This is a genomic window from Brenneria sp. L4-2C (genome assembly GCF_040240335.1).
Lineage (GTDB): Bacteria > Pseudomonadota > Gammaproteobacteria > Enterobacterales > Enterobacteriaceae > Brenneria.
The window spans coordinates 66,261-78,066 of the sequence record NZ_JBEIAC010000016.1; the positions used below are offsets into that span (position 1 = coordinate 66,261).

The window sequence follows — 11,806 nt, forward strand, 5'->3', positions numbered from 1 at the left end:
GTAATTTATTTAAATTACTTAATTAAGGTGGCGGGGTTGGGAAAAATAAGATGTTAATGTACGCGGTTAATTTTTTAAAGCTATTGCCTAAGCGCAAAATAATATAAGCGAAACGCAGCGCAATCGCCATTTGAAGCGTTGCGCTTTATTGTTTACGGGCGCGATTTTGTCGGTGAAATAGCGGTCATTTCCTGCTGAGCGAGCAGGTTATCAATCATCCATAAGCCGGCCGGCCCGGGCGGATGGGGTTTAGACCAGGCGATATCCACTTCAATCTGCTGCGGCCAGCCGGCGACGGGCAGCTCAACTAAAAGCTGGTGACCGAATTGTGAAACCAGCCAGCGCGGCAGGATGCTCCAGCCGAAACCCTGCTCCGCCATCTCCAGCAGCATCAGGTAGGAGGGCGCCGACCAGACGGCGCCTTCAGCCTGCAATTTATCGCCGCGTTTATAGGTGTTGAGATAAAGTTGGCGCGCGGTGGCAAGCTGGCTGCGGGTGACGTTTTTTTCCGCCGCCAGCGGGTGGGCGGCCGCAACGAATACCGCCATTTCTGTTTTTATCTGCGATCGGGAAACCGCGATGTCCGGCGGATAAGCGGGTTGCGCCTGCACCAGCCCGACATGCGCGCGCTGGGATTGCAGTAAATCAATCACATCGTCATCTTCGGCAATCAGGCATTCAAACTCAATATCGGGAAAGCGCTGCGCGAACGCATTTTTCATGCGCTGGGATTTGAAATTATCGCCCTGCTGATTTGCGCGCCCGCTGGGGCCTGGATGCTGAATAAGCCGCTATTTGATATCGGGGCGCTGGCGATGTTGTTATCCAGCGTGGCGATGATCTGGAACATGATTTATAACGCGATATTTGACGGGCTTTGGCCCGCCGGCCGGGTGAAACGGCGTCTGCCGCTGCGGATAGCCCATACGCTGGGATTTGAGGGCGGATTTATTTTTATCGGCCTGCCGCTGGCGGCGTGGATGCTGAATATTACGCTGTGGCAGGCGCTGGCGGTCGAGATCGGTTTTTTCCTGTTCTTCCTGCCTTATACCCTGGCATACAACTGGTGCTACGATATCCTGCGCGGGCGCATTATTCGCCGCCGTGCGATGAACGCCTGCCGCATGTCGGCGCATTCTCGCCTGCGCTGACGCTCGCGCGGCAGATATATGGCCGTAAGCCGCGGCGTCAGCGTTGCTGCCGCCACGTCGCTTTAACCTCCTGATACGCCGGCAGTGACGGAGCGCGCCACAAATACCAGGATGCAATGGTGCGATAAGGTCGACAGGCGTGGCTCAATTCACGCAAGGTATGACGAGTCGGCGCTGCCTGTAGATCGTAAACATAGCGTAGCCCTTGTTTAATCCCCAGATCGTCCAGCGGCATAATGTCCGTTCGTTCAAGCGAGTAAATCAGAAACATTTCCACCGTCCAGCGGCCGATGCCTTTTAGCGCGCAAAGCTGTTCGATAAGGGTTTCGTCATCCATTGTCAGCGCCTGTTCCAGGGTAGGTACCGTTCCGCTGAGCGCGCCCTGCGCGATGGCATGCAGCGTTTCGACCTTACGGGCGGAAAAGCCGCACTGTCTGAGCGTCTCGGCGGAACATGCCGCGATTTGCTCCGCGCTGGGAAAGACCTGGCCGGCTTCGTCGTGTAAGCGCAGCAGTTTAGCCACCATGGCGTCGCCCGCCCGGGTGGTCAGTTGCTGGTGCGCCACCGCGCGTATCAAGGCTTCGTAGGGTTCCCTGTGCGGCGCCGTTTGATGCCGACAGTCGCCGATGTGCGATATCAGCCGGACCCAGCGCGTATTGATCGCACCAAGGTGGGCCTTGGCCTGCTGGTGAAAATCCTGAAGACGATGGGATGTCATAAACGCGTTTACCTGCCAGATGATAATATTAAGCGCCAGGACGCCGAGTACAGGCGAGAGTATAGTCCGATCGCCATACCCTATGCAGCAGGCGCGAAATTAAAAAGCAAGAGTCGGGCGTGTTCGACCGCCGTATACCGTTTATGGTTTGGCGTAAGACTTACGCAATCCGTCACGCGGGAGATAAAGCATGAAATTTGTCGATAAGCCCCATCAGAATGACGATTACCGCTGGTTGGCGGTACAGACGCGCGATAAGGCGGCGGACGGCAGCTTTATTTATGCGGTAAAAACGACGGGCGTATATTGTTCGCCCTCTTGCGCGTCACGTCAGCCCAGGCGAGAAAATGTGGTGTTCTTCGCATCGGCGCAGGAAGCTCAGGCCGCCGGTTTTCGTCCCTGCAAGCGTTGCCGGCAGGGGATGATATCGCGAGAAGATCAGCATGCGAAACAGATAGCCCAGGCCTGTCGGATTCTCGAGCAGGCCGCCAAAGCGCCGCAATTGCAGGCGTTGGCGAAAAGCGTGGGATTAAGCCCTTTTCATTTCCACCGGTTGTTTAAAACCCTCACCGGCGTCACGCCGAAACAATATGCCAGGGCGCAACGGCAGCAACAGTTGCGTAAACAACTGATGAAAAACGGCCCGATTACCGAGGTGATACTGGATGCCGGCTATGGTTCGAACGGCCGCTTTTATGCAGAGTCGGATGCGCAGTTGGGCATGACGCCGAAAAGCTTTCAACATAAAGGACGGGGCATGACGATCTATTTCGCCGTCGGCGCCTGTTCACTGGGAGATATTCTGGTGGCGGAAAGCGAACGGGGGATTTGCGCCATCCTGTTAGGCGAAGATCCTCAGCAACTGGTCGAGGAGTTGCAGGAAATGTTCGCCAACGCGCGGCTGGTGGGCGGGGATGCGGCGTTTGAACAACGGGTGGCGCAGGTCGTCGGCTTTGTCGATGCGCCGGAAATCGGACTGGCGTTGCCGCTGGATATCCGGGGAACCGCCTTTCAGCAGCGGGTGTGGCAGGCGCTGCGCGATATTCCGGTCGGGGAAACCGCCAGCTATAGCGATATCGCCGCCAGGATCGGTTCTCCCGCCGCGGTGCGGGCGGTGGCGGGGGCATGCGCCGCGAACCGGCTGGCGGTGGCGATCCCCTGTCATCGGGTGGTACGCCACGACGGTTCGTTGTCAGGCTATCGCTGGGGCGTGGCGCGCAAAAGCGCGCTGTTAAGCAAAGAAGCCCTGGCAAAAGCCGCGGGGGAGCCGGCGCGTCATGAATCTTGATTTATTTGAACAGGAAGAACCGAGACGCTGGACGGAATCGCTGGCGCCCGGCGCGGTTATCCTGCGGGGATTTGTTTATCGGCAGGCCGCGGACCTGATGGCGGCGGTCAACGCGGTTGCCGCGTGCGCGCCGTTCCGCCATATGGTGACGCCGGGCGGCTATACCATGTCGGTCGCCATGACCAACTGCGGACCGCTTGGCTGGGTCACGGATGAAACGGGTTATCGCTATTCTCCGTTTGATCCGCTCAGCGGGCGACGGTGGCCGGCGATGCCGGAACTCTTTTCTCAACTGGCGAAAGATGCCGCCGGCGAAGCCGGTTTCAGCGCTTTCGACCCCGATGCCTGCCTGATTAACCGTTACGATGTCGGCGCCCGGCTGTCTCTGCATCAGGACAAAGATGAACATGATTATCGGCAGCCCATCGTCTCTTTCTCTCTGGGGTTAAGCGCGGTGTTTCTGTTTGGCGGCATGACGCGCGGCGATCGGGTACGGCGTTTGCCGCTGACGCACGGCGATGTGGTGGTGTGGGGCGGGGAATCGAGGCTGCGTTATCACGGCATTTCGCCGCTGAAAGGCGGGCCGGCGCCCGCAGGTCTGCCGGGGGAGTATCGTTTTAACCTGACGTTTCGCAAAGCCGGGTAGCGGCAAATCGCCGGGGAGTCGGTATGGCGCGCCCATGCCTGGGGAGCGCCATACCGGTCCGCGATTTAACGCCGGTTACTTTTTGCTGAAGTGGATATAGTCGAGCGCATTTTCCGCCGCGATACGGCCTGAATTCAGCGCAAAGCCGAAAGTTCCGCCGCCCAGCAGCAAATCATAGGTGTCGCCGTACATGCCCGCGGCGTCGTTGCCCGTGACGTATAATCCGGGGATCGCGGAGCCGGTTTTATCGATGGCCTGCATTTTTTCATCGATTTTAACCCCGCCCAGCGTACCCAATGCGGCCGGCTGCATTCTGACCGCATAGAACGGGCCGGTTTTTACCGGGCGCAGGTAATCCATGTTTTTGTTAAACACTTCATCCCGTTTCTGGGCGGCGAACGCATTGTTCTGTTCGATGGTCGCTTTCAGTACGTCGGCATCCACGCCCATGGCTTTCGCCAGCCCGTCGATGGTTTTCGACTGGAAGACAAAACCACGGTTTTTCTGGCTCTCTTTATTAAACTCGTTATCGAACTTGGTTAATTTGGTATTGGCGATGACCCATTCGCCAATGGGAACATCAATGCCGTCCTCGACGTAATGCTTGCGGGACTGTTCGTCGAAAATGGAATACATGATGCCGCCGGCCTTCGATAACGCATTCCCTGAGTGCGGCCAGATAATAACGTTGGACTCGTCGGTGAAGCGACGTCCGTGCTGGTCGACCCACAGATAAGGCTGGCGGGCGGCGGCCAACAGATGCGAGTTCGGCGCGTAGTCGGGCAGGCCGGGGCGATAGGCCTGCAATACGCCCAGGCCGTCCGGTTTGGCGCCGGCTTTCCAGGCCATATTAATCCCGTCGCCGTCTTTACCGACGTTGCCGACCATGATGGTGTCCGGGAAGGCGGCGTATTTTTGCAGCATCTCTTTGTTGTTGGCATAGCCGCCGGTGGCGATGATCACCGCTTTGGCCTCGATCTGGAACTGATGGCCCTCGCTGTCTTCGGCGGTTACGCCAGTCACTTTGCCGTCTTTAACGATCAGATCCTTACCCGCGACCTTGACCAGGGTGGTGACATCCATGTTTTTGAACTGCTCATGGAATGTCTTGATTAAATGACGTCCGTGGCCGGGGCCGTCGATAACGTGCCAGGTCAACATGCCGCCGGGGCCGCCGGGGCCGATATATTCAAACTTGATGCCTTTGGATTTTACCCACTCGATGGTATCCGCCGAGCGGTTGACGAATGCCCGCACCACAAACGGATTCGCCAGCCAGTGGCTGTACTCCATAATGGTTTTGAAGGCCATATCCGGGGTGACGATAATGCCCTGACGTTTTTGCATGGCGCTGTTGGCGGCGAAAATACCTTCGGCGAAGTTACCGGTGCCGCCGACGATGGGCTGTTTTTCCAGCAAGACGATTTTGGCGCCTTTCTCCGCCGCGGCCATGGTCGCCGCGGTACCCGCCGCCCCCGCGCCGATGATGACTACATCCGCGCTTTGGGGGATGGCCGGTTTTGCGTTTTCCGCATGCGCGGCAGACAACCCCGTTATTGATATGCATAGGGCCGCAAGCAGATTTTTTCTGAATCTTTGCATGGTGTTTTCCTTAGAGTCATTAAAACTCCGTGGTAATGGAATGATTCGTTATTTGCCGATTTTTGCTTGTGAATAGGCCTCTTCGGCGGCCTCAAGCACTGCGCCGCTGGTAATGCTGGCGCCGGATACGCCGTCAACGTCGATGCTCTGTTTTTCCGTCATCGCTTTGGCCAGTTCTTTTGCCGCTTCGCCGCCGACTTCCGGCGTTTCATCCGGCGCGTCAATGGTGGATTTGGTTATTTTCCCTTTATCGTCAACGTCAATGGTCACGGTGACATCGCCGCCGAGCCCTGGTTTTGCCGCGGAATAAGTTCCGGCTTTAAAATTGCCTGTATCTTGTGCGAAAGCGCTGCCGATGGTTAAAAAAAGGCAAAGAGAGAGCGCACCTGGTGATGTTTTCATATCAACGGTTCCATTAGGTTAGGTTTTATATAAAAGTCATTGGTTATTTACTGCAAAAAAATAATAATTTTTTCTCTGTTATCTCCCATGAATAAAGTGATGTCCGTCATCTTCGTTGAGATGCTTGAATACTAAGCAACAAATAGGTAATCCAATGCCGAGTAATAAAAACAGCAGGCTAAAGCTGTTTAAATTAAAGATAACTTCAAATTGGGACAGAAAGCGTAATGCCGGAAAGGTGAGCGCCATACTTACCATTACCGAGATAAGCTGCGTTATGGTCAGCACATTATTGCCGCTATTATAGGTGGAATTGCTCAGATTGCTGAATGCCAGGGTATTTTCCGCGGAGTGCAGCGTCGATATTAATATACCCAGGATGGTGGCGATAATGCCGATCTGCATCATCGATTTTTCCTGCACGGCGAAACTCATGGCAAGAATAAACAACGAGGTAAATCCAGTGGTCGCCATCAACAGTCGGCGATAGCCTATCTGTTTGATTATCGGCTCGAAAAGCACTTTTGACAGTAAGGCTCCGGTGGAAAACAGCAGCAGGATCATGCTGGTTTCCACCGGTTTGCAGTCCAACGTCGTTTGCAACATCAATGAAAGCACTACAGGCGTGGACGACAGCAGCACCCGGGTTAATATTCCGCCGAAGATACCGATGGAGAAGGTTTTTATTTCAAATAGCGCGGCCGGAAACAGGGTCTCTCTTTTGGTGATATCCCGTTTGAAATAAAGAAACGCCAAACCGATTGCGGACAAACAGAACAGGATGGCGACAGGCGTGGGAATAATATTTTTAGGCATGGCCGTAAGCGTGAATGCGGCCAGAAACAGCATTAACACCAGTAATACCAGCCCGTAAGGATCGGCCTGGCGTTCCACGCCGACCGCTTCGTCGGGAATATGTTTCTTCGCCAAAAAAAGACAAATCAAAGATAGCGGGATATTGGCCATAAAAATAACCCGCCATGAAAATAGATTAACCAGAAAACTGCCTAATACCGGGCCAATCATGGTGCCTAATAAACCGAGCAGGGTAATGCGGTTAAGAAATATCAGTTTCATGGCCTGCGGCGTAGTTCTTAATATCACGGTTCTGATAATAGGCAGCATCAGCGCGCCGCCGATCCCCTGAATGAAACGAAAGACGCTCAGGCTGATAATGGAGTTCGCCGTTACGCATAACAGCGACCCCAGCGTAAATATGCCGATAGCCAGCAGATAGGTTTTCTTTTCGCCTAAACGCTCAGACAGCCAGCCATTGACCGGTGTGAAAGCCACCACGGTGATGACGTAGGAAATCACGATCATTTCCATACGCAGCACCGGTTGATGCAGGGAGTCGGCGATGGCCGGAATGGCGATATACAGCATGGTGGTATCCAGGGATTGCATAAAAAAAGTGATGGATGCAAGCCAGAATAAGACCCATGACGTATTCATCGCCTTAGGCCACCGTCATTTGTCCGGCATAGAGCACGAACATGCGCAGCAGGAAAACGCCCAGCAGGCTTAACGCCGCCATCGCCGCGAGACTGCCTCTGCCTGGCTCCCGGTGTTTACGCATAAAGCCGGCGATTAACGGAACGGCGATCCCCAGCCCGATGATGCCGATCCAGAACACGCCGCCCCAGAAGCCGGTGAGCGCGGTGTGCGCCGCCACCGTTTTTTGTCCGCCGCCCAGAATAAGACCGGCAAAGAAAGCGAACAGCAGAAACACTTCGGCGTAGATAACCGGATTTTCTATTTTATGAATAAAGTGCATGGTGGCGGTATTGCCGGAGGCGCTGCGGCAGGTGGCGTTGACCAGCATCGCCACCGCAATGCCGGAGGTGGTGCCGGACGCCAGGAACAAGACCGGTAATACCGGGTTGTTTAACAGCGGGAACGATTTCAGCGCGGAGAGCAGGAAACCGGTATAGCAGCCGAGCAGCACGGCCAGCACCAGCAGCGTTTTTTCAATCAGCCCGGCTTTACCGGCAATCGCGCCGGTGACTTTTTGCGCCAGCGCGGTGAGCGCCGGACGACGGATTTTGCTTTCGATCAGGCGGAGTAAAGGAGTGCGGTAGAGGTTGATGATCCACAGGGCGATGACCACAAAATAGACCTGAAATAACATCACTCCGAGCGACATAATCGAGGTGGGATTGTAGAAAATCATCAGATGCCAGAACGTCAGCGGACGGGTGAGGTGAAAAATCAGAATCAGCAGACCGATAATCACGGCCAGCGGCGCGACGATGGCGGTCGATTTGATAATAGTATTGCTGCCGCTGTACTCGGCGGGTACATAGTATTTAATCAGAATGGACAGCGACACCATCCCGGCGGAGATCCCCACCAGCAACAGATAGATGGCGATGGGCCAATCCCATACCAGGGTGTCAAAATGAAAGGCGTTATGCATTGTCTACTTCTCCCCGTCTGCCTGGCACGCGATAAAGTTGCGGCTCGGTGCCGAGATAAACTTTTGACCGATAGGTCGCATTGCTCTTGATCATTTTCGAAATATCGCTTTCGGGGTCGTTCAGATCGCCGAACACCAGAGCTTTGGTCGGGCATATTTCGACGCAGGCGGGCTGTTTCCCCGCGGCCAGATTGGTTTCCCGGCAAAAGTTGCATTTATCCGCCGTTTTGCTGACCGGATTAATGAAACGGACATGATACGGACAAGCGGCGATGCAGTAGCGGCAACCGACGCAATGCTTGTCATTGACATCGACGATGCCGGTTAACGCGTCTTTAAACGAAGCGCCGGTCGGACAGACGGTGACGCAGGGCGGATTCTCGCAATGCTGGCAGGATTTGCGGAAATATTGTTTGAAGGCCCGGGTCTTGCCTTCGGCCGGGATATCGACCGTTTTCAGTATTTCCAGCCGGGTGACGCCATCCGGCACATGGTTGGTGGTTTTACAGGCGCCGATACAGGCATTGCAGCCAATACAGCGCTGCTCATTGTGCAGCAGGCCATATTTGACGCCTTTGGGTTTCGTTGTTTTTGCAGACTCTTCGGCAGTCTGCGCAAGCGCGAGGCTGGAATTCCCGGTAACAACAATAGCGCTTCCCAGGTAAGCGATAAAACGACGACGAGAGAATTCTTCCATAACATAACCTTCACATTGAAACTGCAGCCATTCTGAAAGCGGTACCGATATCAAAAATCGTCGTGATAGGCTTTTGGCTGATTCGTGTCATCCTGACGGTAAACGAGGCGGTCCTGCGCCATGCAACAAAAAACCTATTGGGGAAAGTGGTACCGATTTGGCATCAGAGGTAAATTTTTGACTTAAAATATTCCGGTTCCGATAGCTTACTTACTCGTAATCCATATTCTTTTTATTGTTTTTATTTGACCATAGGGCAAAGGGTATAATTGTGCTCTTAGTCACATTTATTTCTTTGTATATCTATATAAAACTCATCTCAATCTATTATAAATAGCGATTATTTAGATAAGTCGCCCGACTTTTCAATTCGATAGGGACTGAATTATCTGCAACATAATGCATCGATTTTTAGCGAATGATTTTTATTTGTATTGACGTTTGTTAATGCGATCAACAATAAGGTAATTTATTTGTGATCGGTAAGCGTTTATTTGACTAAATCGAGACCGCGGTCGAAAAATTATTTATCCGGTTAAAAAGCGTTGGCGCCTTTATGACGCCAACGCCGACAATAAATATTGCAAAGATGTTAATTCGCCATCAGGGTTTCAGATGTTTATCGAGAAAACGAATGGTGATTTGCATGATATCCGGCTGCAACCAATGCGGGCCGCCGTGTACCGCCCCCTTGACGATATAATAGCTGGAGGCGATGTTTTTCTCGGTCAGCGCCTGGTGTAGCCGCGCGGTTTGCCGTGGCGATACAATCTCATCATCCGCGCCGTGCATAATCAGGAACGGCGGCGTGGCGCTACTGATGTAGTTAATCGGATTGGCCGCCGCCGCCCTGTCCGGATTGCTGGTGATGGCGCCGCCCTCATCGAATACGGCGGTCCCGTTAACCCACATGGCTTCGGTCGCCGAGGCGGAGGCGTGCTTTTGGACAATGCTGTCCGCCAGTCCTTCGCCGACCAACGTAAGATCGGACAAGCCGTAGAAATCGATCACCGCCTGAACCTGGCTGCTTTGATCGAGGTTTTCGCCTTTATCAAACTGCGTGTCGCCGTTTGTCGTACCGGCAAACGCCGCCAGATAGCCGCCGGCGGAAGAGCCGAAAACGGCGACGCGCCCGCCGTCGATACCAAACTTCTCGGCATTGGCGCGCAGATAGCGAATCGCGGATTTCACATCTTCCAGCGGCGAAGGGAAAAGCACCACGGGGGCGACGCGGTATTCCATGCTGGCGACCACATAGCCGGCCTCGGCGATTTTGAGACGCTGTTGCAGGTAGTTGTCTTTGTTGGCATGAATAAAGCCGCCCCCGGTGATATATAACACCACGGGCAGCGGTTTTTTCGCCTCAGGTTGCAGGATATCCATTTTCAGCGCCACGTTGGGAAAGCCGCGGCTCGGAACCTGGGAAAACACCACATCGGAAATCAGTTTTACCGCCGGGACGGCGGCGGGATTAACGGTCAGCTCTTGCGTAGCGGCGGCGGCAGCCGCCGTATTGCTCAAGCAGGAGACGCCGACCATCAGCGCGGTCAGCAATATTTTTTTAGCGTTTGGGTGGATCATGATTTGGTCTAATCCTGTGGTTGGTCACGGCGGAAATGCCGGATAAGCGCAAAGGGGATGCAAAGCAAACCATATCGCCGGATAGTGGTTATCAACGATATGTAATTGATATGAAATTTATTTCATATTGCTAATTTAATCCGTTAGGCAGGAAAGTAAGTGTGCATTCCATCACATTTGTTTTTTTGTATATTCATATAATTGTTATATCAATATATTATAAATAATTCATAGCGCATGATTAGTATAAAAAGAGTTATCTATTATCAGGAACTCATCAGAGTCGGGAGTTTTACCAAAGCGGCGAAAACGCTGAATATATCGCAGGCATTTCTCTCTCAGGAGATAGCCAGGTTAGAGATTGAAACCCAGAGAAAACTGATAAACCGTACCACCCGGCAGTTTTCCCTTACGCCGTTCGGCCGGATTTTCGCCAAAAAAATTCGTCCGTTGATTAAAGAGCATTATGAGCTGGAGCAGTTCGTCAGCAGCTATGAGGAAAGCTCCGAGGGAACCTTGCTGGTGGGCGTCATTCCGATTTTCAACCGCCTGGACTACTACAACGTTTTTAGCCTGTTTCAGAAAAACTATCCCAACATAGAAATCTCGTTTATTGATGGGGTGAGCACCCACTTATTGGAAAAGGTGCGCAATACCGAGATTCATATTTCTTTCTCTACGCCCTTTGACGAGTATCTGAACGATCCGCTGTTCAATCATTCGGTTTTTCTGGTGGATGACATCGTGGTGGTCATGGCCGCATCGCATCCGTTAGCCAAATCGACAGCGTTAAACCTGACGCGGTTGGCGAATAATAAACTGATTGTGCCGCAGAAAGGGACCGGCGAGCATGCGATGGTCTCCGAGACGTTTAGCAAAATGGGCATCAATCCCTGCTATTTTCGCGAGTGCAGCAATATCGACATCATCATGGATCTGGTGATGAATCAGTCCGGCGTGGTATTTCTTTGTGCGTCCGTCGCCAGGAGCCTGGAGGGCTATGACATCGCCATCGTTCCGCTGGAAGAACAACTGAAAAGAACCTTTGCGGTAAGTTACCTGAAACGCAGCATCAACATACCGATGGTGCGTCTATTCGTGGATTTTCTGGAAAAACACGACGATCCCTTTAAATTGTCAAACGATTAACTTCATGTATTAACTCATTTTTATTATGAATAAGCGGGTAGTGACCGCTATTTTTTCGCGTCCGTTTTCATTAGCCCGGCATCGTCCGCCATTGATAATCCCGATGACGTAAGTGTGAAGTGACTCAATTTATCTCCCTTCATATACTTGTAT

11 protein-coding genes and 1 pseudogene are annotated in these 11,806 nt (G+C 53.1%); 4 read left to right on the forward strand and 8 right to left on the reverse strand.

The window, feature by feature from the left end:
- Positions 1-152: 152 nt before the first annotated feature.
- Positions 153-710: pseudogene (locus ABRZ26_RS19105) on the reverse strand (substrate-binding domain-containing protein); the annotation flags it as partial.
- Here ABRZ26_RS19105 and ABRZ26_RS19110 point away from each other — a divergent pair.
- Positions 690-1,151, forward strand: a complete 462-nt coding sequence (locus ABRZ26_RS19110; RefSeq protein ID WP_319605745.1) for a multidrug/biocide efflux PACE transporter — start codon at positions 690-692, stop codon at positions 1,149-1,151. The pseudogene ABRZ26_RS19105 and the gene ABRZ26_RS19110 overlap by 21 nt on opposite strands.
- Before the next feature lie 37 nt (positions 1,152-1,188).
- On the opposite strand, the gene ABRZ26_RS19115 is transcribed toward ABRZ26_RS19110, so the two are convergent.
- Positions 1,189-1,869: a DNA-3-methyladenine glycosylase family protein gene (locus tag ABRZ26_RS19115; protein WP_319605709.1), complete on the reverse strand. Its 681-nt coding sequence runs from the start codon at positions 1,867-1,869 to the stop codon at positions 1,189-1,191.
- A 190-nt stretch (positions 1,870-2,059) separates the two neighbouring features.
- Here ABRZ26_RS19115 and ada point away from each other — a divergent pair, with 190 nt between their 5' ends.
- A complete protein-coding gene (ada, locus tag ABRZ26_RS19120; protein ID WP_319605710.1) occupies positions 2,060-3,157 on the forward strand; it encodes a bifunctional DNA-binding transcriptional regulator/O6-methylguanine-DNA methyltransferase Ada in 1,098 nt (365 codons plus the stop codon).
- Positions 3,147-3,803: a DNA oxidative demethylase AlkB gene (gene alkB / locus ABRZ26_RS19125; protein ID WP_319605711.1), complete on the forward strand. Its 657-nt coding sequence runs from the start codon at positions 3,147-3,149 to the stop codon at positions 3,801-3,803. Before ada ends, alkB begins: the two co-directional genes overlap by 11 nt.
- A gap of 75 nt (positions 3,804-3,878) precedes the next feature.
- Here alkB and ABRZ26_RS19130 read toward each other — a convergent pair whose 3' ends face one another.
- From ABRZ26_RS19130 to ABRZ26_RS19155, 6 genes are all read right to left on the reverse strand, one after another.
- A complete protein-coding gene (locus ABRZ26_RS19130) occupies positions 3,879-5,405 on the reverse strand; it encodes an FAD-dependent oxidoreductase (RefSeq protein ID WP_319605712.1) in 1,527 nt (508 codons plus the stop codon).
- Between the two features lie 48 nt (positions 5,406-5,453).
- Positions 5,454-5,807: an FMN-binding protein gene (locus ABRZ26_RS19135; RefSeq protein WP_319605713.1), complete on the reverse strand. Its 354-nt coding sequence runs from the start codon at positions 5,805-5,807 to the stop codon at positions 5,454-5,456.
- Between the two features lie 78 nt (positions 5,808-5,885).
- On the reverse strand, positions 5,886-7,262 hold the full coding sequence (locus ABRZ26_RS19140) for an MFS transporter (RefSeq protein ID WP_319605714.1): 1,377 nt from the start codon (positions 7,260-7,262) through the stop codon (positions 5,886-5,888).
- 4 nt (positions 7,263-7,266) lie between these two features.
- Positions 7,267-8,226 (reverse strand): cytochrome c nitrite reductase subunit NrfD, encoded by a 960-nt coding sequence (nrfD, locus tag ABRZ26_RS19145; protein WP_319605715.1) that lies wholly within the window; start codon positions 8,224-8,226, stop codon positions 7,267-7,269.
- On the reverse strand, positions 8,219-8,923 hold the full coding sequence (locus ABRZ26_RS19150) for a 4Fe-4S dicluster domain-containing protein (RefSeq protein WP_319605716.1): 705 nt from the start codon (positions 8,921-8,923) through the stop codon (positions 8,219-8,221). The genes nrfD and ABRZ26_RS19150 overlap by 8 nt, the downstream gene beginning before the upstream one ends.
- 603 nt (positions 8,924-9,526) lie before the next feature.
- Entirely contained in the window at positions 9,527-10,504 is a 978-nt protein-coding gene (locus tag ABRZ26_RS19155; RefSeq protein WP_319605717.1) for an alpha/beta hydrolase fold domain-containing protein, read from the reverse strand.
- A 237-nt stretch (positions 10,505-10,741) separates the two neighbouring features.
- Here ABRZ26_RS19155 and ABRZ26_RS19160 point away from each other — a divergent pair, with 237 nt between their 5' ends.
- Positions 10,742-11,653: a LysR family transcriptional regulator gene (locus ABRZ26_RS19160; RefSeq protein ID WP_319605718.1), complete on the forward strand. Its 912-nt coding sequence runs from the start codon at positions 10,742-10,744 to the stop codon at positions 11,651-11,653.
- The last annotated feature ends 153 nt before the right edge of the window (positions 11,654-11,806 follow it).

What these genes read in the sequence shown, in the direction of transcription:
- ABRZ26_RS19160 (WP_319605718.1), top strand. Translation starts at nt 10,742, where the DNA reads ATGATTAGTATAAAAAGAGTTATCTATTATCAGGAACTCATCAGAGTC.
- ABRZ26_RS19150 (WP_319605716.1), bottom strand. Translation starts at nt 8,923, where the DNA reads ATGGAAGAATTCTCTCGTCGTCGTTTTATCGCTTACCTGGGAAGCGCT.
- ABRZ26_RS19130 (WP_319605712.1), bottom strand. Translation starts at nt 5,405, where the DNA reads ATGCAAAGATTCAGAAAAAATCTGCTTGCGGCCCTATGCATATCAATA.
- ada (WP_319605710.1), top strand. Translation starts at nt 2,060, where the DNA reads ATGAAATTTGTCGATAAGCCCCATCAGAATGACGATTACCGCTGGTTG.
- ABRZ26_RS19140 (WP_319605714.1), bottom strand. Translation starts at nt 7,262, where the DNA reads ATGAATACGTCATGGGTCTTATTCTGGCTTGCATCCATCACTTTTTTT.
- ABRZ26_RS19115 (WP_319605709.1), bottom strand. Translation starts at nt 1,869, where the DNA reads ATGACATCCCATCGTCTTCAGGATTTTCACCAGCAGGCCAAGGCCCAC.
- ABRZ26_RS19135 (WP_319605713.1), bottom strand. Translation starts at nt 5,807, where the DNA reads ATGAAAACATCACCAGGTGCGCTCTCTCTTTGCCTTTTTTTAACCATC.
- alkB (WP_319605711.1), top strand. Translation starts at nt 3,147, where the DNA reads ATGAATCTTGATTTATTTGAACAGGAAGAACCGAGACGCTGGACGGAA.
- ABRZ26_RS19155 (WP_319605717.1), bottom strand. Translation starts at nt 10,504, where the DNA reads ATGATCCACCCAAACGCTAAAAAAATATTGCTGACCGCGCTGATGGTC.
- nrfD (WP_319605715.1), bottom strand. Translation starts at nt 8,226, where the DNA reads ATGCATAACGCCTTTCATTTTGACACCCTGGTATGGGATTGGCCCATC.